General features: G+C 59.7%; 17 protein-coding genes and 1 tRNA gene. 3 read left to right on the forward strand and 15 right to left on the reverse strand.

Annotated elements, in window-relative coordinates:
- Positions 1-51 precede the first annotated feature (51 nt).
- From ACTG2O_RS05245 to pepA, 3 genes are all read right to left on the reverse strand, one after another.
- Positions 52-2,904 carry a valine--tRNA ligase gene (locus ACTG2O_RS05245; protein ID WP_047437342.1) on the reverse strand — a complete coding sequence of 951 codons (2,853 nt, stop codon included), beginning with the start codon at positions 2,902-2,904 and terminating at the stop codon, positions 52-54.
- A 64-nt stretch (positions 2,905-2,968) separates the two neighbouring features.
- Positions 2,969-3,424: a DNA polymerase III subunit chi gene (locus tag ACTG2O_RS05250; RefSeq protein WP_019444877.1), complete on the reverse strand. Its 456-nt coding sequence runs from the start codon at positions 3,422-3,424 to the stop codon at positions 2,969-2,971.
- 174 nt (positions 3,425-3,598) lie between these two features.
- Positions 3,599-5,107, reverse strand: coding sequence for a leucyl aminopeptidase (gene pepA / locus ACTG2O_RS05255; RefSeq protein ID WP_005336423.1), 1,509 nt, complete (start codon positions 5,105-5,107; stop codon positions 3,599-3,601).
- A 172-nt stretch (positions 5,108-5,279) separates the two neighbouring features.
- Here pepA and lptF point away from each other — a divergent pair, with 172 nt between their 5' ends.
- Together lptF and lptG are read left to right on the forward strand one after the other, a co-directional pair.
- A complete protein-coding gene (gene lptF / locus ACTG2O_RS05260) occupies positions 5,280-6,392 on the forward strand; it encodes an LPS export ABC transporter permease LptF (protein ID WP_005356742.1) in 1,113 nt (370 codons plus the stop codon).
- 25 nt (positions 6,393-6,417) lie between these two features.
- Positions 6,418-7,488, forward strand: a complete 1,071-nt coding sequence (gene lptG, locus ACTG2O_RS05265) for an LPS export ABC transporter permease LptG (protein WP_021231808.1) — start codon at positions 6,418-6,420, stop codon at positions 7,486-7,488.
- 74 nt (positions 7,489-7,562) lie between these two features.
- On the opposite strand, the gene ACTG2O_RS05270 is transcribed toward lptG, so the two are convergent.
- Positions 7,563-8,096 carry an RDD family protein gene (locus ACTG2O_RS05270; protein WP_439975423.1) on the reverse strand — a complete coding sequence of 178 codons (534 nt, stop codon included), beginning with the start codon at positions 8,094-8,096 and terminating at the stop codon, positions 7,563-7,565.
- A gap of 143 nt (positions 8,097-8,239) precedes the next feature.
- Between ACTG2O_RS05270 and ACTG2O_RS05275 the strand changes: the two genes are divergently transcribed.
- Positions 8,240-8,325 (forward strand) — tRNA-Leu (locus ACTG2O_RS05275).
- Positions 8,326-8,526: 201 nt separating this feature from the next.
- Here the strand turns inward: ACTG2O_RS05275 and ACTG2O_RS05280 are convergent.
- The 11 genes from ACTG2O_RS05280 to ACTG2O_RS05330 all read right to left on the reverse strand — a co-directional run bounded on the left by ACTG2O_RS05280 (position 8,527) and on the right by ACTG2O_RS05330 (position 20,347).
- Positions 8,527-9,336, reverse strand: a complete 810-nt coding sequence (locus ACTG2O_RS05280) for a hypothetical protein (RefSeq protein ID WP_219325991.1) — start codon at positions 9,334-9,336, stop codon at positions 8,527-8,529.
- A complete protein-coding gene (locus tag ACTG2O_RS05285) occupies positions 9,337-9,558 on the reverse strand; it encodes a hypothetical protein (protein ID WP_219325992.1) in 222 nt (73 codons plus the stop codon).
- Between the two features lie 1,021 nt (positions 9,559-10,579).
- On the reverse strand, positions 10,580-12,190 hold the full coding sequence (locus tag ACTG2O_RS05290; RefSeq protein ID WP_439975424.1) for a hypothetical protein: 1,611 nt from the start codon (positions 12,188-12,190) through the stop codon (positions 10,580-10,582).
- Positions 12,187-12,747 (reverse strand): hypothetical protein, encoded by a 561-nt coding sequence (locus ACTG2O_RS05295; protein ID WP_439975425.1) that lies wholly within the window; start codon positions 12,745-12,747, stop codon positions 12,187-12,189. The genes ACTG2O_RS05290 and ACTG2O_RS05295 overlap by 4 nt, the downstream gene beginning before the upstream one ends.
- Positions 12,744-13,625 carry a hypothetical protein gene (locus tag ACTG2O_RS05300; RefSeq protein WP_439975426.1) on the reverse strand — a complete coding sequence of 294 codons (882 nt, stop codon included), beginning with the start codon at positions 13,623-13,625 and terminating at the stop codon, positions 12,744-12,746. The genes ACTG2O_RS05295 and ACTG2O_RS05300 overlap by 4 nt, the downstream gene beginning before the upstream one ends.
- The gene (locus tag ACTG2O_RS05305; protein WP_227290669.1) at positions 13,622-14,047 is read right to left on the reverse strand and encodes a tail fiber assembly protein; all 426 of its coding nucleotides are present in this window, start codon (positions 14,045-14,047) and stop codon (positions 13,622-13,624) included. The genes ACTG2O_RS05300 and ACTG2O_RS05305 overlap by 4 nt, the downstream gene beginning before the upstream one ends.
- Before the next feature lie 14 nt (positions 14,048-14,061).
- Positions 14,062-16,317 carry a phage tail-collar fiber domain-containing protein gene (locus ACTG2O_RS05310; protein WP_439975427.1) on the reverse strand — a complete coding sequence of 752 codons (2,256 nt, stop codon included), beginning with the start codon at positions 16,315-16,317 and terminating at the stop codon, positions 14,062-14,064.
- Positions 16,314-16,916 carry a phage tail protein gene (locus ACTG2O_RS05315; protein ID WP_439975428.1) on the reverse strand — a complete coding sequence of 201 codons (603 nt, stop codon included), beginning with the start codon at positions 16,914-16,916 and terminating at the stop codon, positions 16,314-16,316. Before ACTG2O_RS05315 ends, ACTG2O_RS05310 begins: the two co-directional genes overlap by 4 nt.
- Entirely contained in the window at positions 16,909-18,096 is a 1,188-nt protein-coding gene (locus tag ACTG2O_RS05320; protein WP_439975429.1) for a baseplate J/gp47 family protein, read from the reverse strand. The genes ACTG2O_RS05315 and ACTG2O_RS05320 overlap by 8 nt, the downstream gene beginning before the upstream one ends.
- Positions 18,093-18,431 (reverse strand): DUF2590 family protein, encoded by a 339-nt coding sequence (locus ACTG2O_RS05325; protein WP_439975430.1) that lies wholly within the window; start codon positions 18,429-18,431, stop codon positions 18,093-18,095. Before ACTG2O_RS05325 ends, ACTG2O_RS05320 begins: the two co-directional genes overlap by 4 nt.
- Entirely contained in the window at positions 18,431-20,347 is a 1,917-nt protein-coding gene (locus ACTG2O_RS05330) for a phage tail tape measure protein (protein ID WP_439975431.1), read from the reverse strand. The genes ACTG2O_RS05325 and ACTG2O_RS05330 overlap by 1 nt, the downstream gene beginning before the upstream one ends.

Consider the following 20,347-nt stretch of genomic DNA (forward strand, 5'->3'; position numbering starts at 1 on the left):
ATGAAAAAGCCCCCTTGGCAGGGGGCTTTGTTGTATCGGTTGGGGCGGTGCTTACAGCGCGGCGATCTCGGCCTGCTGGGCTTCCAGCTTGGTCAGCTGGAGACGGTAATCTTCCAGCTTCTCGCGCTCTTTGGCGATGACCGCTTCCGGCGCCTTGGCGACGAAGGCTTCGTTGCCAAGCTTGCCTTCGATGCGGCCGCACTCGCCCACCAGACGGGCAACCTCTTTGGCCAGACGGGCCAGCTCGGCATCCTTGTCGATGAGACCGGCCATCGGGATCATCAGCTCGGTGGCACCGATCAGCTTCTTCACTGACAGCGGGGCGGTTTCACCGTCCGCCAATACGCGGATAGATTCCAGACGGGCCAGCGACTTGAGGAAGGCCTCGTTGTCAGCGGCGCGCTGGGCATCCTTGGCATCGCACTGGAGCAGCACGTTCAGGGGCACGCTCGGGGCCACGTTCATCTCGGCGCGGATGTTGCGGATGCTGACGATGAACTCCTTCACCCACTCCTGATCCGCCATCGCGGCTTCGTCCACCTTGGCGGCGTCGAACTCCGGGAAGGCCTGAATCATGATGGTGTCGGCGTGTACGCCAGCCAGCGGGGCGACCGATTTCCAGATGGTCTCGGTGATGAACGGGATGATCGGGTGGGCCAGACGCAGCAGGGTTTCCAGCACAGTCACCAAGGTATGGCGGGCAGCGCGCTGCTCGGCCTCGGAACCCTTGGTCAGCACCGGCTTGGTCAGCTCCAGATACCAGTCACAGAACTGGTTCCAGATAAATTCGTACAGCACGCCAGCCGCGATGTCGAAGCGGTAGGTATCGAGGGCGGTACGGAAGTCACGGATGGCCACTTGCAGCTGGGACTGGATCCAGCGATCCGCCAGGCTGAACTGCATCTCGCCGCCGTTGAAGCCGCAATCCTGATCTTCGGTGTTCATCAGCACATAGCGGGAGGCGTTCCACAGCTTGTTGCAGAAGTTGTTGTAGCCGTCCAGGCGCTTCATGTCCCAGTTGATGTCACGACCGGTAGAGGCCAGCGCGGCCAGAGTGAAGCGCAGGGCGTCGGTACCGTGGGCATCGATCCCTTCCGGGAACTGCTTGGCGGTACGCTTGGCGATCTTCTCGGCCATCTGCGGCTGCATCATGTTGCCGGTGCGCTTCTCCAGCAGATCTTCCAGCGAGATGCCGTCGATCATGTCGAGCGGGTCCAGCACGTTGCCCTTGGACTTGGACATCTTCTGGCCCTCTTCGTCACGGATGAGGCCTGTGATGTAGACGGTCTTGAACGGGACTTGCGGCTGGCCGTTTTCGTCCTTGATGAAGTGCATGGTCATCATGATCATCCGGGCAATCCAGAAGAAGATGATGTCGAAGCCGCTCATCAGTACGTCGGTCGGGTGGAAGGTCTTGAGTGCCTCGGTGTTGTTCGGCCAGCCCAGAGTGGAGAAGGTCCACAGGGCGGAGCTGAACCAGGTGTCGAGCACGTCTTCGTCCTGACGCAGCACGGTCACGGCCGGGATGCTGTGCTTGGCGCGCACTTCATCTTCGCTGCGGCCAACGTAGACATTGCCGGCGTCGTCATACCATGCCGGGATGCGGTGACCCCACCACAGTTGACGGGAGACGCACCAGTCCTGAATGTCGCGCATCCAGGAGAAGTACATGTTTTCGTACTGCTTCGGCACGAACTGGATGCGGCCATCTTCCACCGCTTCGATGGCGGTCTTGGCCATCGGTGCCACGCGCACGTACCACTGGTCGGTCAGCATTGGCTCGATGGGCACGCCACCGCGATCGCCGTACGGCTGTTGCAGTACGTGATCCTTGATCTCGTCCAGCAGACCCAGCTCTTCGAGCTTGGCCAGAATCGCTTTACGGGCGGCGAAGCGCTCCAGACCGGCGAACTCGGCCGGCAGGGCTGCGTCATAGGCAGTGCTCGGGTTGCCGTTGGTGTCGACCACTTCGGCCTCGGCACGCACATGGGCGTCCAGGGTGAAGATGTTGATCATCGGCAAGCTGTGGCGCTTGCCCACTTCGTTATCGTTGAAGTCGTGGGCCGGGGTGATCTTCACGCAACCTGTGCCCTTCTCCATGTCGGCGTGTTCATCGGCAACGATGGGGATCAGACGGTTCACCAGCGGCAGCAGGATGTGCTGGCCGATCAGCGCCTTGTAGCGCGGGTCTTCCGGGTTCACGGCCACGGCGGTATCGCCCAGCATGGTCTCCGGACGGGTGGTAGCGACGATCAGGTAATCCTTGCCTTCTGCGGTCTTGGCACCGTTGGCCAGCGGATAGCGCAGGTGCCACATGTGGCCCTTGATCTCGCGGTTTTCCACTTCCAGATCGGAGATGGCGGTGTTGAGTTTCGGATCCCAGTTCACCAGACGCTTGCCGCGGTACATCAGGCCATCTTCGTAGAGACGAACAAACACTTCCTGCACGGCGGCGGAGAGACCCTCATCCATGGTGAAGCGCTCGCGCTCCCAATCCACGGAGTCGCCCAGACGGCGCATCTGGCGGGTGATGGTGCCACCGGACTCTTCCTTCCACTGCCAAATCTTGTCGATGAAGGCATCACGGCCGTAATCGTGGCGAGTCTTGCCCTCTTCTGCGGCGATCTTGCGCTCAACCACCATCTGGGTGGCGATACCAGCGTGATCGGTACCTGCCTGCCACAGGGTGTTTTTGCCCTGCATGCGGTTGTAGCGGATCAGGGTATCCATCAGGGTTTGTTGGAAGGCGTGACCCATGTGCAGGCTGCCGGTGACGTTCGGCGGCGGGATCATGATGCAGAAGGAGTCTTTGCTGGTATCGCCGTGGGGCTTGAAGTAACCCTGGGCTTCCCAGTGCTGATAGAGCGCCTGTTCGATGGCGTTGTGATTAAAAGTCTTTTCCATGGTCTCGCCGTAATCTGGATGGATGGAGTCTGGTGTTGATTCTTTATGGATCAATTGGTTGCAGTCAGGGCTGCGCCGGATCCGGTGCGGCAAGGACGGGCTGATCCCTCATTTCGAGGGTATGGCCTGCCTGGCGATAGTGCTTGTAGCGCTCGCGGGCTTGCTGCTTTTGTGTTTCGTCAGTGGGGACAAAATCTACCACTTGAGCGAAGTGTCCTGCAAACAAAGGTGTCGCAGTGGCGAGATTGATGAGGCGGGCGTAGCGCCGTTTCGGTGGCTGATAGCCGATCTCCACCGGGGCAATGCCGCTTTCGCCTTGCAGCTGGTGCGGTACGAAGCGCTCCGGCGGCAGCTGCCACAACAGCTCGTCCAGACGCAGGGCCTGAGCCTCATCGTCGCAGAACAGGTAGATATGGCCCGCGCCCCACGACTCGGCTGCAAGAGTGCAGGCCAGTCGCTCGACCGCAGAGGCCTGCGCGTCATCCTGTTCGCTCATCAGGTAAAAGGTCACTTGGCTCATCAGGTTGATCCCGTTTTGCGGTGACGGACTGTTGACCGCCTCATGAGGCTGACGGGGCGTTTCCCGTCCGCAGCTCACTGATTCAAGAATGAAACAAGGAAGAGGCGGGCCTCTTCCTTGTGGTTCAGGGTAACGCCAACCCTTCCGATGCAGCCATCGGCAGGGGCCGGAGAGTTACTCTTTCTCTTCGATATCCACGCCAGCCCGGTTCAGCAGGAACTGGGTCAGCAGGGGCACTGGACGACCGGTGGAGCCTTTATCCTTGCCACTCTTCCAGGCGGTCCCGGCGATATCCAGGTGGGCCCAGTTGTACTTCTTGGTGAAGCGTGACAGGAAGGCCGCCGCGGTGATGGTACCGGCCGGACGACCGCCGATGTTGGCCATGTCGGCAAACGGGCTGTCGATCTGTTCCTGATACTCGTCAAACAGCGGCAGACGCCATGCGCGATCACCCGCCTGTTCGGAGGCGTTGAGCAGCTCGTGGGCCAGCGGGTTGTGGTTGGCCAGCAGACCCGAGGTGTGGTGACCCAGCGCGATGACGCAGGCACCGGTCAGAGTCGCCACGTCGATCACGGTTTCCGGATCGAAGCGGTCCACATAGGTCAGTGCATCACACAGCACCAGACGACCTTCCGCATCGGTGTTGAGCACTTCGATGGTCTGGCCGGACATGGAGGTGAGAATGTCACCCGGACGATAGGCGTTGCCACCCGGCATGTTCTCGCAGCCTGCCAGCACGCCGATGACGTTGATCGGCAGTTGCAACTGGGCCAGCGCATGCATGGTACCGAGCACAGAGGCGGCGCCACCCATGTCGTACTTCATCTCGTCCATGCCATCGGCCGGCTTGATGGAGATGCCGCCGGAGTCAAAGGTCAGACCCTTGCCGACCAGCACGATGGGCTTGGCATCCGGATGACCCTTGTATTCGATGATGGCCATCATGGCTTCGTTGTCGGAGCCGCGAGCCACCGCCAGATAGGAGTTCATGCCGAGTTCGGCCATCTCCTGCTCGCCCACCACCTTGGTGGTGATGTTGTCGTAGGCATCGGCCAGACGACGGGCCTGGGAGGCCAGATAGGCCGGGTTGCAGACATTGGGCGGCATGTTCGCCACGTCGCGGCAGACCCGCACACCCTTGGCCACGGCCAGACCGTGAGCGATGGCTTTTTCACCAATGGTCAGTTCCCGACGCGTCGGCACGTTGAATACCAGCTTGCGCAGCGGGCGACGTGGCTCGGCCTTGTTGGTCTTGAACTGATCAAAGCTGTAGAGGCCCGCCTTGGTGGTTTCTACCGCCTGGCGCACCTTCCAATAGGTATCCCGACCCTTGACGTGCAGCTCGGTGAGGAAGCAGACCGCTTCCATGGAGCCGGTTTCGTTCAGGGTGGTGATGGTCTTGTTGATGATCTGCTTGTACTGGCGTTCGTCGAGTTCCCGCTCCTTGCCGCATCCGACCAGCAGTACGCGCTCGCTGAGCACGCCCGGTACTTGATGCAGCAGCAGCATCTGGCCTGGTTTCCCTTCCAGGTCGCCACGGCGCAGCAGCGAACTGATATAGCCATCGCTGATCTTGTCCAGTTGTTCGGCAACCGGAGAGAGGCGACGAGGCTCAAATACGCCGACTACGACGCAGGCGCTCCGTTGCTTCTCTGGACTGCCACTCTTTACACTGAACTCCATGGAATCTCCTACATCCTAAAGACAAAAGGCACCTTTTATTGAATAATGCGGTGCTTGTTGGGGTATCAGAGGCGGAGCGAACAGCCACAGGCTCCGCAGTTCAAACTGGTAAAAATCCAATATACGGCCCTATTTTTCAGGCATTCGACTAAAAACACAAGTTTACTTGGGAATGACTGTGATCGTTTTCCGATATTTGTTCAGGGAAACCCTGAAAACCCAGCTGGCAGTGTTATTCGTATTGCTGCTTATCTTTGTCAGCCAACAATTTATCAAGATCATCGGTGACGCCGCCGATGGCGAGGTGCCGACACGTCTGGTCTCCACCCTGCTGCTGCTCAACTTGCCCAATATGGCGCTGTTGATGCTGCCTATCAGTCTCTTTTTAGCCATTTTGTTTGCCCATGGTCGCCTCTACGCCGAAAGCGAGATGACGGTGATGCATGCGGTCGGCTTCAGCCACCGTTTTGTGATGCGCAGCGCCATGTTGCTGGCCTTGCTGACGGCGGTGGTTGCGGCGTTCAACACTGGCTGGATCGCCCCGCAGGCCAAGGAGCGCGAGTATCAGGTGATCGACGAGTTCAAGTCGGATCCGGGTATCTCCTTCCTGCAGGCTGGCCGCTTTATGGAGCTCGACAAGGGGCGTCTGGTTGCCTATATCCAGGATTTGAACGACAACGGCTCAAAACTGCAAAAGATCTTCGTGCTGCAGCGGGCGGAGGGGAACAATCCTCCCTCGGTGGTGGTGGCGACCGAAGGGGTGGTGACGGTCGATGAGAACGGTCTGCAGTGGCTGACCCTGATGGATGGCTCTCGCTACGAGGGGAACTTCTCCGGCAAACAGTTCCAGATCTCCGATTTTCGCGAATATGGTCTGGTGATCCGCCAGCAGGAGATGGAGCGTTCCAACCGCAAGGCGGCGGCCAAGCCGACCATGGAACTGTTCGGTACCCAGGACAACGCCATGATGGCGGAATTGCAGTGGCGTATCTCGCTGCCCCTCTCCATTCCGGTGCTCACCCTGCTGGTGGTACCGCTGGCGCGGGTCAACCCCCGTCAGGGGCGCTACGCCAAGCTGTTGCCGGCCATCATGCTCTATCTCTCCTACTTCCTGCTGCTCAGCGCCGCCCGTTCGGCCATCGACAGCGGTCGGCTGCCCTACTGGCCGGGGATGTTCCTGGTGCCGCTCGGTTACCTGCTGTTTATCGGCCTGCCCCTCAATCTGCAGGGCACCAGCTGGTGGAACGGGGTGAAAGGGCGCTATTTCAACAGAAAATCAGCATGATGCTGCAACATAGGAACTTCTGCTGATGTTTGGCATTCTCGATAGATATATCGGTCGGGTCATCTTTATGTCGATCCTGCTGTGTGAAATCACGCTGGTTGGTCTGGCGGCGCTCATCAAATATGTGGAGCAGCTCAAGTCGGTCGGTGACGGCAACTACGACATGATCAACGCCCTCTACTATGTGCTGCTCTCCATGCCCAAGGAGGCGGTGCTCTTCTTCCCGCTGGCCGCGCTGCTGGGTGGCCTGATTGGTCTGGGTCAGCTGGCGACCAGCTCCGAGCTGGTGGTGATGCAGGCGGCGGGTCGCTCCAAGATCAGTATCGTGATGGCGGCGCTCAAGACGGCGATCCCGCTGATGATCATGGTGGGGCTGATGGGGGAGTATGTGGCCCCCATCGCCAAGCGGATGGCAGATGACATCAAGGCGGGCGCGCTCTCCGAAGGTCGTCTGACGGTTTCCGCCTACGGGGTGTGGGCTCGCGATGGCAACAACTTCGTCAATATCAACGGGGTGCGTAACGATGGCGCCCTCACCGGCATCACCCTCTATCGCTTCACCCCCGAGCGCAAGCTGATCGACGTGGTGCAGGCGCAGGAGGGTGTGTTCGAGCGTCACCACTGGCTGCTCAAGCAGACCCAGGTTACCCGCTTCGACGACCCGGCGCAGATCCGCAGCGAACAGCATGACAAGATGGAGTGGAGCTCGGAGCTGACGCCCAAGCAGCTGGGGGTGGTGAGTATCGACCCCGAGAACCTCTCGGTCTCCGGCCTGCTCGACTACATCGGCTATCTCGATGCCAACAAGCAGGATGCCGGTCGCTACAAGCTGGAGATGTGGCGCAAATTACTGTCACCGCTCTCGGTGGTGGCGATGATCCTGCTGGCATCCTCCTTCATCTTCGGCCCGCTACGCTCGGTGAGCATGGGGGCACGGATGCTGATGGGGATCATGACCGGCTTCGCCGTCTATGTGAGTGATCGGGTGTTTGGCCCCATCAGTCTGGTCTATGCGGTACCGCCGATTCTGGCGGCTATCGCGCCCAGCTTGCTGTTTGGCGGCATCTCCTTCTACATCCTCAGCCGCAAGCAGTAATCCGCACGAGGTTATGAGGAAATGCAAAGAGGGCACCTGTTGGTGCCCTCTTTCGTTATTGCATTGATCCGGGATTACTTGTTCAACAATTCCAGATTTGCCTCTTTGCTCAGCACGATCACTTCGCACTCGGCCCAGATATCCTGAAACGCCCGTGGGCGCTGGCGGTTGAACAGGCACATCAGGTTGCCCAGACCAAAGGCGGCTGTGGCGAGACGGATCAGCGCCTGGGTAATACGGATATGGCTGCCATCCTCGTTCTGAATGCGCAGCCGCCAGGCGCGCATGCCGACGGTCTGGCCAGCGCGGGTCCAGAACCAGGTGTAGAAACCACAGATGACGAAGGCGAGCCACAGGGTGTAGATCAGGCTCAGGTGGTGGCGGGTCAGCAACCAGACGGTATCTTCACCCGCCGGTACGCTGGCCATGCCGGTAACCAGCAGCAGCTTGGCGACACCCATGCCGATAAAGCCAGCGATGATCAGCAGCGAAGTCACCACCAGCGCATCATAGATGAGGGCGCCGAGGCGACGCAGCAGACCCGCTGACGGGTATGGCTGAGTGGCGAGAGAGGGGGATTTTTGTTGGACTTTTTTAGGCTTGGCCATCGTTTTTATTCCATTAAGATGATGGCGGCATTCTATGTAACTGGCCCCGCATCGGCAAGGCGTTGAATAAATGAACAAACGGGAGTGTTCAATCGAAAAACACCTTGCATGGCATCGCGCCATTCGTATAATCCCTCGCAGTTGCCCGGGTGGCGAAATCGGTAGACGCAGCGGATTCAAAATCCGCCGGTGAATAACCGTGTCGGTTCGAGTCCGACCCCGGGCACCATTAGAATTCAGTAGCTTAAGGCCATCCTAACGGGTGGCCTTTTGTTTTTCTGCGGTCAAGTGGCGACAAAATGGCGGCAGAGTGGCGCCATCTGCATGTTCAATTCCACCGTACCCACATACCGGGCCAGCCCTAAAGTGAAAAAAAACAGGGAGGATTGCTCCCCCCTGTTTGGCTTTTTTAGTTAATCCTGTGGCTAGACTAGACAAGTGCGTTATCAGCTTCTGTAGCCAATACACCTTTTTTATCCTGTTCCTCTTGAGCCTTGAAGTCGTTGTAGGTTTCCCTGTCAAAGAGCGACATGCTTTCGATTTCTTTGGCAGGAATCACAACTCTGAAGCTGTTTATGGAGAGGGAGTTGGGTCCCATAGGAATTCCTGACAGCAGACCACGCCTAGCATAATGTTCATAGTAGTTGGTCGTCAGGTGCAGGGTTAGCTCATCTTTATCCCTGTAACCACTCATGATTGGAAGTAGCTCTATGTATTCTATGGAGCCATTCTCTAAGGCCGGCATGGTTAACACGCCAATGTAAACCTTTCGGCTGGAGAGCGTAACAACTAACGGAAACCGAGCTGATGCTGCGTACACCAGCAAGCTCTCCTCGGGGCTATGACGAACAGTTTGGCTCAGCCAGTTAGCTCTTGTTAAGGGGTGCTTAAAACGGTAACGGCTAATCCTTCCACTCACGCCTGCGATCATGATAGAGAGTGCGATCCATGCGAAGGTCTTAAGGACTTCATAACTAATTGACGATTTTTCAATTGGAATGAGTCTGGCAATGTCTTCTTTTGCGATACCGATCGTGTTAGCACACCACCTCAAAAAGCCAAAGTAGCTGAGCCCCGAAGTAGCTAGCCATCCAATGACTAAAAAAACGCCGCCCCAGGAGGCGACATAAAAATAAGCGTCCCACCCATCGGAACGCTTATAACGGTATCTTGTTTTAGGAGACTGGCTTGCGAATATGTAACCACAAACTAAGGCGATAGCGATGTAGACAGGGGCCATTTAAGCAACGTTACCCCTGTGGCGCGGAGTTTCAATAGAGATATCTTTGAAACCTTTGATCAGGTTAACTAAGTCTTCCTGAACGGCGGGGTTTTCCATATCTATGGAAACGACGCCATCCTTAGAGACTATGACCTTGTTGTTATTATCTACGATAACGCGCGCCAGGTTGTCTATGGGGGTTTTGTCTAGGCGCAAAAAGAATCTGATGAGATCTGACATATAGAGTTCCTCCTTCTGCACGTACCACAACTTACAACTCTAGTGGTAAGTGAACCTGTCATAGTCACTAATGACTATAGACAGGAGATGTTGTTGGTGGCTCTGCACCAACCTTGAGCACAATATGTTGTGTCCTTACAGCCTATTGAGCCCAATATGTAGGCTTTCGTTTTACCTAGAGGCACAAAACCCCACATTCACAGTGGGGTTTGGCGCAAGTGGTCACTCACACCGGGTGTGCATAACCTGTTAATAACTTGATTTGTTAACTTGAGTATATCCTTTACTACTAGCAAGAATCAAGGTAAGTCGATGTAACTTTGAGCAACATAATCTACAAAATGAGAGCTAGCATGCATCGGTGGTGGGGGATTGTGCCCTCGATTGGGGGCATTCAAAGATGGGCGATCCAGTTGGAGGTTTGATTTTCCATCCGTCCACATCACTGTGTCGCTAGGCCCCGTGTGATGTCCTTCTCTAAGCATGTCGTTTCTTTCAGTATTTCAGTTTTCAGTCTGAGTTGGTTTTTTTGTAAGGAATTGATTTTAATAGATTTTTTATTTTTCCCACTTATCCCGATCTTTTAATGAATCGCTTAAATTTCCACGAAATATGTATTTATTCCAATAAATTCAATTGCTTATGCTTTTTCTGTCGCTGTTTTTCCTTACATTAAACTGTAAAACCCTGCAAAAAAGATCCTTCTTTGCAGATCCTCAACGCTCTGCGGATCCTTTATCTGGTGAGGCCTGGGCATATGGTTTTGCGGTAATCCACTTTTGCAAAAAATTTTCCTGGTGAAGCCCGCAGGCGGGAGCGGATGAGCGCGGATTCCGTGGCGCAGACGCCGCCGTGGGCTTTTCCGTGGTGTTCTGGCTGCTGTGCTTGGTTCTGTGCCTCGCGTATGATGTGCGCCTGCCTGACTGCGCCCTACATGCGGCGCCTTTCCCTGGCCATGCTTTGGTGCTGTCAGGCAGATAGAAGAAGGCCCCACATCGTGGGGCCTTCTTCGCTTGGTGGGCTACTCGATGATGGGGGAGAGGGTCTTAGCCAGTTGGCCAGCCTGGTTGCTCTGGCCGTTGAACGTCTCGGCATTGGTGGGTGCTGGCCCACCGTGGGTATGGCTTGCGGTGGTAGCGGCCAGCTGCTCCACCAGGTTCATCAGCTGGAGCAGCAGCCCGAAGATGTTCACGCCCTCGCTGCCCATCCACGAACGGGGCGCCTCGAAGTGCTGGAGTTCTCCGGCCACACTGCGTCGCAGTTGTCCGATCAGCTCCACCAGATCACCGGCGGCCGTGTGACTCATATTGCCAAGGCACCCCGCCACCAAGTCATCACCGGCCAGCAGCTCGATGGCCCCGAGTGTTTCGATGCGCTTCATCGCCCCGATCTGCTCAACACTGTGCTGCAGGGTAGTAAGCCGGTGCTGGCCGAACTCGCCCAGGTAGTCATCCGCCTCGCGGTGCATCAGCAGTGCCTTGTCATGCTGGGTGCGGTCGGTGTGACGGCGCTGGTTGCCCACGGTATCGGTGCGGCTGAACACCTCGGCCCGCTGCTGCTGGAGCTGCTCGCCTGGGGCAATATCCGGCAGCGGCCAGCCTGAGCCCAGCACAGTGCGAATAAATGGCCGGTCAGCGCGACCGAAGGCAAACCCCAGTTCGACGATGGTCCCCTCGATGGGGAACTGCAGCAGCCCCTGCTCTGGCCCGCCGAACATTACCGGCAGCGGCACGGCGCGATAGAGTGGGGCCGCCTTGTCCAGCTGGCCATCTTCCCCCAGCAGTTGCACGTCTGCCGCATAGCGCGGGCGAAATGGATCATTGAGCTGGCCAGCGGTTGCGCTGTCGCTGATAGCCTCGACCCGCCCGAATTTGGGCAGGTGCATCTGGTCGGCCAGCTCCGGGAACTCGCCCTCCATCTTGCGCCGCTCCGGCGACTTTACCGGTTTACCGGGTGTTGCCGTGGTGAGGGTCATCTCGTCACCCTTGAGGCGCACCCGAACCACCCGCTTGCCGTTGAGGATGACGCCAGGGCGCATGGCCGGGATCGGGGCGGTGGTGAGGGTGTTGCCCGCCTGGCGGCCAGAGAAGGCCGGATCCAGCTCTACCGCCCGCTCAGCCCAGCGGCTGTGGGCGTGACTGCCCACGAAGATGGCGCCATCCGGTTGCTGATGCCAGATGAAGTCCGGCACCGCGAAGGCGCGACCCGCGTTGTTGAGCAGCTGATAGCCGGTGCCGGCGCTGGTGAGGTTGGGGATCGGCCGATCGGTATAGTCGGCCCCATCCGGCAGTAAAAAGGTGAGCTTGGTCTGGTCGCTCAACCAGGCCAGCAGACCGCGCAGGGTGGCATGCTGCAGGCTGACCGGAAACGAGCTCCCCAGCATACCGGCCAGCTCGCGGCACAGCAGCTTGTTTGCGCCATTGCTGGCAGGCTGTACGTCATACACATATCCGGTAAACCAGCGCCGCAGCTCGCCGTTGTAGCCCAGATCCACGGTCAGGGTTTGCCCCTTCTCTGCGTTCCCCTCGATGGTGAGGGCGGCGCGGCCGCCCGCACAGAGATCCAGCACGATATCGTGATCGATGAGGTTGGCCGGTTGCCCGCCCAGGGTGAGGTTGGTCGAGAGTTTCACGCCATCAGGTCTCCCAGTTTGTTATCCAGCCCCTTGATGGTCTGCTCCCATGAGCTCAGCTGTTCCTGCTCGGAGGCGGGCGCTCCCTCTGACGGCTTGGCCGGTTTGGTGTTGGCGTTGCCCTGGCCCACGGTAGCCGAGGCCTTTGGCATTCGCTGTTCCCGCTTCTCGGGTACCGAGTTGTGTTCGCGCAGGGTGAACTGCACTTGCCACGCCAGCAGCCCCTCCTGTTCGCTGGCGGTGATGCGCCCGGCGAACTTGGCCTGACGCACCTTGACCGACTTGGCCAACAGCGACCCGACCCGGTAGATGTGGCGCTTGCCGCCATCACTTTTGGCGTCGGCCAACTCAAACAACCGGCTCAGGGTTTGCTCATCCTTGAAGGGGATGAGGCCCGAGATATCGAGCTCCTTGGCTTTGGCCCCTTGTTCCGAGCTGCTGGTCGAGCTGGTCTGGCCGCTACTGTCCTTGTCCTGAAACTGCATCGATGCAGTGATCCGCATCGACTTCATCACAATGGGCTCACCGTCCAGGGTGAGCATGGCGGTTTGGCTCATCGGGTTAACTCCTGCCAGAAGGTGAGCGGGGAGGGGGAGAGCAGTAGGGCGCCGACCGTCATGCTGTGGCTATGATCTGGCGGGCTACTCTGGCCCAGTTGGGCGGCAAGGTTTGCTGCATCACCTTGTCCCTGCCAGTGCCACAGCTGACCACGGATGTCAGCAAGTTGGTCGAGAGCTTTCTCTAGCTCGGCAAGTTTGGCTGCGCGGCGTTCTGCCAAGGTGGCCAGCTGGGCGATCGGGGTAGTTGTCCCCTGTGCCAGGCTTTCCAGTTGGGCGATCTCGCCCCCGAGCACTGAGCGAGTCGAGCGCAGCGGATCCCATACCAGCGGCTCATCTGCTTTCCAGCGCGGCACCTTGGCGGCGGTCGACTTGCTCATGGCATCGTTGTGGGCCGATAGGCGACGCAGGACTGCGCACCACTCCGGCAACGGCAGGATGGTGCAAAGCGGCGCCAACGCATCGGCCAGCGCGGTCTCGCTGTTACCGGTGACCAGCCAGGCGATGGCGTGCAACTGGCCAGTCGGGAGCAGGGGATCTGCGCCGTCCTGCAGTTTGGCGGCAAGGGTGGCCACCGCATTGGGGGCGGCGAGGCTGTACTGGTTGCCCTGGTGCTGGCCCACTCCATGTTGATAGGGGGTTACGACCAAGCAGCGGCCGGTGACCAATAGCCGGTAGAGCTCACCGCGCAGCCCTGCCAGCGCGGCAGCGGCTTGGCTGATGGGCGTGGGGCGGTATTGCGCTCTGGGCGCTAGTGCCTGCAAGCGGGCCACCGCGCCTGCCTGGCTGTCTGGCAGTTGGCCCAGCACCCCGCTGGCGCGGGTGTGTATCGCCTCGGCGCTGGCCGGCCAGCGCAGCGCGCCTTGCGTCCAACTCATTGCGGGGCATCCGGCCAGGTTACATCGGTGGGCCACCCCTCGCTTTGTGGCAAGCGATAAAGGGCAACCCGGTAGTGTTGCCAGGCGGTGAGCTGGGCCTTTTCGCGCTCGCTGATAATGCCGAGTTTGTCGGCATCTTCCAGCGGCGCCATGAAGGAGGCCGCCTGCTTGAGCAGTGCAGTCAGGCGTGCCTGCTGCTCTGCTTCGGTCGGAGGTGGCGGGGTGAGCACCTTGATCTCGCCAAACTCACCAAATACGGCCCGGCTGTAGAGCTCGCGGCCGTGCTCCTCCGGGTCATCCTTGCGGGCGGTGAACTGGACCGGTTCAGGCAGGTGGGCAAAGCGCACATCCAGGGTGATGCTGTCGGGATCAACCGCATAATGGCGAGGGTGTTCTGCACTGAGCACTTCAATACGTTCCATCAGGTTCTCCTCTCTTAGGCTACCCGGATCCACAGGGTGGCTCGGTCGTCATAGCGGTCATCGTCGTTGGCGCTCATGATGTCGCCCATACACTGCCAGGTACCTGGCAAGCTGTACCCTGCATAACCCCATTCAGCGGCCGAGCAGGGCCGCAGGTATGCCCCTGCCGCTCGCTGGCCATGGCTGGTTTTGCCGCCTGTCGGGATCAGGGCTGCAAACACATATGCACCAATGGCGTGATAGGACCCTGCCACCACGTCAGCGTTGCCGCTGGCGGCCTGCTTTGTGGCAAAGCTGTCCATGGACCAATCGACCACATTCTTGCCGCCAAGACGTGGGCTGAACAGGTCACCGTTGGGGGCAATCCGCCACCCGCCAGGTGCCGTCAGCTGGCCGGCGTTGCTGAATCGCCATGCTCGCCAGAAGCCGCCGCCATCCGTGCAGCTCAGAACGTGTTCCACGTTGTCCGGGTTGTCATCCGGGTTAAACATCCCGTAATGGTTTTCCAGAGCCCATTTGTCAGGGCGCGACATCTGGGTGCCGGCGATACCAAGCAAGACCCCAGAGCTAGGTACCGTGATAGTCTCGCCCCAGAATGAACACTGCCCCTTGCTCTTCCAACTGCGATTAGCTGCCGGGTAGGTGGCCCTGAATCTGCCCGCTACGGTTGCAAAACCATCGCTGTCGACAAAGCCATACCCCTGCGTTTCTAATGCTTGCCCGTTGCTACGTGCAAAACGGATCGATTGGGTATTTTTGGGCTTGTAAATCATCGATGCACTATGGCCACGCTGATGAAACTCGTGCCAGATATCCCCGTCACCGCTGATTGTCATATTGCCGTTATCGATCTGCAGTGATCCGCTGAGTGCTGCGACGCCGCTGGCTGTGAACTGCAAGGATGCCGCTTGCCACACACCGTTGAGGTAGCGATGGAACCCGTAGTTTCCGTTTGAGGAATCCATCCCAATACCCCAACTAACCCCAAGCAAATCCTCGAAAGGGCTGAATTTGAGACCGGCATTGATGGCGATACGCATCTCGTCCGCCGCAAGACGCTTGCTCGACAGAACTTCTTTGCGGGTGATGGTCAGCAGCTTCATTGGGGCATTCTCGGTGTTCACCTTGGCGCTGATATATGGGTTGGCATTCTCTGGTGCTTCCATGCCCAGCCAGGTACCGCCATTACTGCCAGCGCGTGAACGGGCTATCACCCCGGTTCTGGCGTAGATGGCGTCTTTCGCGTCGACGCCACCGTCCAGCGGGCCGCCGGTCTTCGGGTACCCTCCCATTTGCTCCAGGGAGGGTTTGTCCGTGACTTCGTCCCATGAGTGGGTGTGACTGTGGTCTTTGATCTCCACCGCGATGGTGACGCCTTTGGCATCTTCCAGAATGCCTTTGCCGGTGACATCGCCGGTCAGCTCGATGGTGCGCTTGCGGCGCACGTCGGTGACGCTGCCATCGGCGTTGATGATGGCTACCTTGGCCACATGGTGCTGATAGCCGTTGCTGTCCAGGTAATCCACCATGTCCGGCACGCTCAGGGTGAGGGTGAAGTGGCTCACCCAGGCATCGAGCAGGGAGCCCGCCCGATATATATCGAGCCAGAGTCCCACCGGCTTGGCGCCCGGGTTGATTTTCTTCACCTCGTTAAGCTCAGCGCGCAGGCCGCCGACATAGGCCACCCCGGGCTGCACCTTGTAGACGCCCGATTCGTTGACCAGCTTGAAGCCGTCGCCGTAGAAGGTGGCCGGTCCGAAGAACTGCAGCGCCTGCAGGCGCAGGTCATCGTCCATCCCGCGCAGGCGAGCGGCATAGTCAATTTGCCAGGTGCTGGCGTCCACATGGGTGGCGGTCGCCTCTGCCGCGCGGTCGTACTCCATCAGCATGGATTTCACCAAGCTGTTGCCGGTCTGGCCGGTGGCCTCGTCAGTCTTGAGTTTGGTCTCCAGTCCCTTGTGCACAATCATCCCCACCATGCCGGAGGCCTTGTTGATGAGGTACATGGCGTTAAAGCCAAAATCGCCGACCGTGGTATCCATCACGATGGTGTAGGCCACCGCGTCGTTGTTGATGCGCCCGCGCTGGTCAACCGTGTGGCGGTGCACAATCTGGCCCGCCGGCGGCAGGCCACTGTCCGGATTGATAGGTGCGTTTGGGTCGAGGTTTGGCACGTTGGCCAGCACGAACTCATCGAGCACCACCGGCGTCTGGTTGGTCAGGCACTCCTGCCAGTAGCGGGAGAAAGCGTTGGTAATGTTCTGGCTCATGGGTTCCTCTTAAGCGTCGCGCCAAACACTTGCTGGCTCATGTCGATGCGACCAAAGCGCAGGGTGCTGACGACCGGGTAAACCACCTGAAACCGATAGCGTCGGCAGGTGCGGCCATAGTGTTGAATAAGGGTTTCCATCAGTTGCTGGTTGCCGGCGAGGGCGCTGTCGGTCACCTCGATGGTGATAACGTCCCAGGGGGCCCCCTCTTGCCGTTCGTGGATATCGCACCAGCCGATGCCCAAGCGCTCGAAGATGCGCTTAAAGCCCGCCACCTCGCCGGCGTCCCTGGCATTCACAAAGGCGAACTTGACCCGCTTGCGAAAGAGCGGCAGCGGCTCGCCATTAAAGCGGCTGATGTCCCGCTCCCAGGCGAGCAGCGCCAGCAGGGACTCCGAGCAGGTGAGCGGGTCTTGTTGGGCCAGCGGTAGCAACAACCACCCCTTGAGCCGTTGCCAAAAGGCGTTGATGCCCTTGGCCAGAAACCCGGGCTCGGCGTGGGCCGGGCTGATGGTGTAGCCATCCTCCCACCAGGGGGCGCTGGCATCGGGGAGCGGCGGCGCCTGTCGGCTGTGTTCAAGCGGGGTCGGGTTAGTCATAGAGGGTCACCTCCAGCGTGTTCAGGCGCGGGATAGCCAGCCCCGAGACGATGTCATCTTGCGCAAACTTGAGGCTTTGCAGCTGCGGGAACTGGCTGTGTAGCTCGCGGGCCAGTTGCGAGAGAGAGAAGCGCGACCGAGGCCAGGTGCGAGTGACGCTCGGAAAATCCCCAGACTGGCGAAACGCCGCTTTGACCAGAGATTCCGCGCCCTGTTTGAGGGCTGCCTTCTGCTCGTCGGTGAGGTTGGCCACCGGCCACAGCTCCAGCGTGAGGCTGTGCTGGGTCTCTGGCATCGCCATCACAAACAGGTCATCACCGTGGCCATGGTTGCCCTGGCGGCCCACGTAGTCGTTAAGCTGGGCAATCAGGCTGGCCGGGGTGGCGCCCACCTCCAGCAGGATGTAGGCGTTGGCGGTACCGGGGCCCCGCGGCGCTTCATGCTCGAAGAAGATGTGATCGGCACGAATGCCGGCGACGCTCGCCAGCATCGAGCGGTAGATCGCGTCGATGTGATAGCGCCCCACCGCCGAGAACTGGTTCTGAATGCGCAGCCCCAGGGCATCGTTGCTCTCGGCATCGGCGCCCTGGGTGGTGATCCACTCCTTGTCATCGTTGCGGGCCGACAGGATGCCGGTGACCGGTTCGCTCAGCAGGTTGTAATAGCCTGGGGCCAGATTCCAGGCTGCGCCCGCAAACTCGGCCTCACACACCACCCGGGCTACCGCTTCACCAGCCGGGCTCACCACCGCTTGCAGCGGTTTGACCCGGTAAATGGTGCCGTTGATGCGCTCGGTGCTGACCCAGATATCGGCCGGGATGGTGACCGCTTCGCTCGGATTGGCTTTGACGAAGTTGATCACCCCGCGGGTCTTCTGGGCGCCTTTGCGGGTCAAGTCCACATCCCACGCCTTGAGGTCGAGATAGGCATCGGTGGCGGTAGCGGCAAAGGTGTTTGGCAGCACATGACCCGCCAAGAGGGTGCGGATAAGCCAGAGCGCCGGGGTGATCACCACGCCGCGTACCAGCCGCCAGAAGGGGCTTACATCGCTGTCGTTGGTGATAAGAGAGCCGGCGGCCTCGACCTCTTTCTTGAGCTCTGCCTCCATGGCCTGCTCGGTGGTCGGCACACCTGTCTCGGCCAGCAGGGCCATAAAATCCACATTGGGACGCAGGTTCACAGGGTTACCTCCAGATCGCCAAATTCATAGGTGCGAGCAGTGACCAGCACCCGCTCGGGGGCCTCTTCGCGGATCACGATGGTGCCGGGTACCAGTCGCTCGTCGTTCTCAACCAGCAGCTCGATCTCGGTCATTACATCGGCGCGCAGGGTCGGGCTGCGCTCGCCGATGAGCTTGCGGGCCAGCCCTGACTCCATGATCCGGTGCTTGATGTCCTGGCCGATGCTGTGGCGGTCTTGGGTGTAACGGGGCTGGCCGCCGTCATCCAGCTGCCAGGCACCGTTCACCACCAAAATGTCGATGTACTTGGGTTCACGGTTCAGGGGCTCGCTCATCATGGGGTCTCCAGCCAGGCGTTCTCGGCCATCTGTTCGGGGGTCATCGGGTTCTGGAAGTGGTTATGAACTTCTCCGATGCTCAGGGCTTTTGCCGGTTTCTGGTTGGCGGTGGTCGCTGCGGCATTGGCCTGGATCAGCTGCTTGCCCAGCCCACCTGATGGCACCGAACTTTGATCTTGTTGGCGGTAGCGGGCGAGTGGCGCATTGATGACCTCTTGTTGCCGCGCCGGTGCCTGGAGGTTCATTGCCCCCGGCATGACCGGCACATTGAGCGGAGAGATTGCAGGCATGGCCAGTTCAGGCATGGAGCCAAACTCGATATTGACGCCCGGGATCATGTTGAGCTTGTCGATCAACCAGTCCACTGCTTTGCCGATCAGCTGAAAAGGACTCAAGTCAGCTAGCAACTGCATGAAGCTGGCCCATCCGGCGGCGGCCCCATCTACCATTGCTTTCATAGCCTCGAACACGCCCCAGTCAGCCATGGTTTTCTTAAGGTCGTCCCAGTAGTAGATGACCGCCGCTACCGCACCGATCAGCAGCACAATACCCGCCACGATCAAGCCCATAGGGTTGGCATACATGGCGATGTTGACCGCCAGCAGGATGGCGCGAAAGGTTGCCATCCCGGCATTGAGCAGGGCGAGCGGGGCGGTGATGATGGACCAAGCGATACCGAGCCCCAGGGTGGCCAGCTTGGCCAAGCCGGCGATCAGCATCCAGGTACCGGTGACCATGCTCAACCCCACGATGGCCAGCAGGGCATAGCTGATGACCTTGGTCAGGTTCGGGAAGAGATGTGTCCAGCGCAGCACCTCGTTGGCGCCATCGGCAAAGACGCTCATCACGGCGTTGATGGCGGGCAGCACTACCCCGAACGCGGCGGCGCGGATGGCAAACCAGGCTTGCTCGACCCGCTTCCACTGGTCGGTCATGGCGGCGGCCATCTGTTCGGCCTTGCCCATACCATGAGTGTTGGCCAGCGCGTTAATGTTGGTGGCGAGCGCCTTGGTGTTGGTCATCAGGAGCTTGATCATGCTGACCGCCTCATCCGAGCCGAACGCCTTCTTGAGCTCGTCCCCTTCGGCCACGCTCAGGGTCTCGCCATAGCGCGCCTTGAGCTTGTCCAGCATGGTGAGCACCGGCAGCATGTTGCCCGCGGCATCGGTGAACTGGATGCCGAGCGCCTTCTGGGCATTGCCGACGCCTGCCAGAAACGCCTTGAACTTGGTGCCGGCCTCGCCGCCACTCATGGTGGCCTGCAGCTGACCGAGCACCGCGAACTGCTCATCCATCGCGATGCCGGCGGCGGTGGCGTTGGCGCCGATTGCCCCGAACGCGTCGGCCATGCCCTGGCCTGTGGTCTTGAACAGCTGTACCGCGAGCGCCGTCTTGCCGGCCACATCCTCGACCCAGTTGGCCTTGCCCATCTGCTTGGCCTGCTGCTCGAAGATGCCGTACATGGTCCCCATGTAGTTTGTGATGGTGGCGGTGTCGGCCTTGGTCGCCTTGGCCAGGGTGGTCGATGCGCGAGTAAAGGCGGGCAGCTCGTTGCCTTCGAGCCCCGCAATCGCCGACTGGATATCGTAGGAGGAGCGGACAATCTCGGTCGCCGACTCCCCATACTGGATAGAAAGCTTCAACGCTTCACGCCCGAGCGCCCCGAGCACCTCTTTTTGCACATCGAGCGAGGCCACCTCGGCCAGCGCCCTGTCCATCTCGATGGCCGGGCCCAGGGCAGACTGGATCGCCATGCCGCCGGCGGCAACCGTTGTGGCCCCCATTGCCATGCTGCTCCAGCCCTGACGGCCGGCCTTGCTGACCTTGTCCATCTGGGCATTGATGCCAGCAAGGGGCTTGGTGACCTGATCCACCAAAGCCACCTGCATCATCAATTTTTCCATCCAGGCCAT

The organism is Aeromonas sp. 61P (genome assembly GCF_051919545.1).
GTDB classification, from domain to species: domain Bacteria; phylum Pseudomonadota; class Gammaproteobacteria; order Enterobacterales; family Aeromonadaceae; genus Aeromonas; species Aeromonas veronii.

Coding starts and splice junctions, on each gene's coding strand:
- ACTG2O_RS05270 (WP_439975423.1), bottom strand. CDS start 8,096: ATGGCCAAGCCTAAAAAAGTCCAACAAAAATCCCCCTCTCTCGCCACT.
- ACTG2O_RS05280 (WP_219325991.1), bottom strand. CDS start 9,336: ATGGCCCCTGTCTACATCGCTATCGCCTTAGTTTGTGGTTACATATTC.
- ACTG2O_RS05305 (WP_227290669.1), bottom strand. CDS start 14,047: ATGGAACGTATTGAAGTGCTCAGTGCAGAACACCCTCGCCATTATGCG.
- ACTG2O_RS05330 (WP_439975431.1), bottom strand. CDS start 20,347: ATGGCCTGGATGGAAAAATTGATGATGCAGGTGGCTTTGGTGGATCAG.
- ACTG2O_RS05250 (WP_019444877.1), bottom strand. CDS start 3,424: ATGAGCCAAGTGACCTTTTACCTGATGAGCGAACAGGATGACGCGCAG.
- ACTG2O_RS05315 (WP_439975428.1), bottom strand. CDS start 16,916: ATGACTAACCCGACCCCGCTTGAACACAGCCGACAGGCGCCGCCGCTC.
- ACTG2O_RS05300 (WP_439975426.1), bottom strand. CDS start 13,625: ATGAGTTGGACGCAAGGCGCGCTGCGCTGGCCGGCCAGCGCCGAGGCG.
- lptF (WP_005356742.1), top strand. CDS start 5,280: ATGACTGTGATCGTTTTCCGATATTTGTTCAGGGAAACCCTGAAAACC.
- ACTG2O_RS05325 (WP_439975430.1), bottom strand. CDS start 18,431: ATGAGCGAGCCCCTGAACCGTGAACCCAAGTACATCGACATTTTGGTG.
- pepA (WP_005336423.1), bottom strand. CDS start 5,107: ATGGAGTTCAGTGTAAAGAGTGGCAGTCCAGAGAAGCAACGGAGCGCC.
- ACTG2O_RS05285 (WP_219325992.1), bottom strand. CDS start 9,558: ATGTCAGATCTCATCAGATTCTTTTTGCGCCTAGACAAAACCCCCATA.
- ACTG2O_RS05310 (WP_439975427.1), bottom strand. CDS start 16,317: ATGAGCCAGAACATTACCAACGCTTTCTCCCGCTACTGGCAGGAGTGC.
- ACTG2O_RS05295 (WP_439975425.1), bottom strand. CDS start 12,747: ATGAGCCAAACCGCCATGCTCACCCTGGACGGTGAGCCCATTGTGATG.
- lptG (WP_021231808.1), top strand. CDS start 6,418: ATGTTTGGCATTCTCGATAGATATATCGGTCGGGTCATCTTTATGTCG.
- ACTG2O_RS05245 (WP_047437342.1), bottom strand. CDS start 2,904: ATGGAAAAGACTTTTAATCACAACGCCATCGAACAGGCGCTCTATCAG.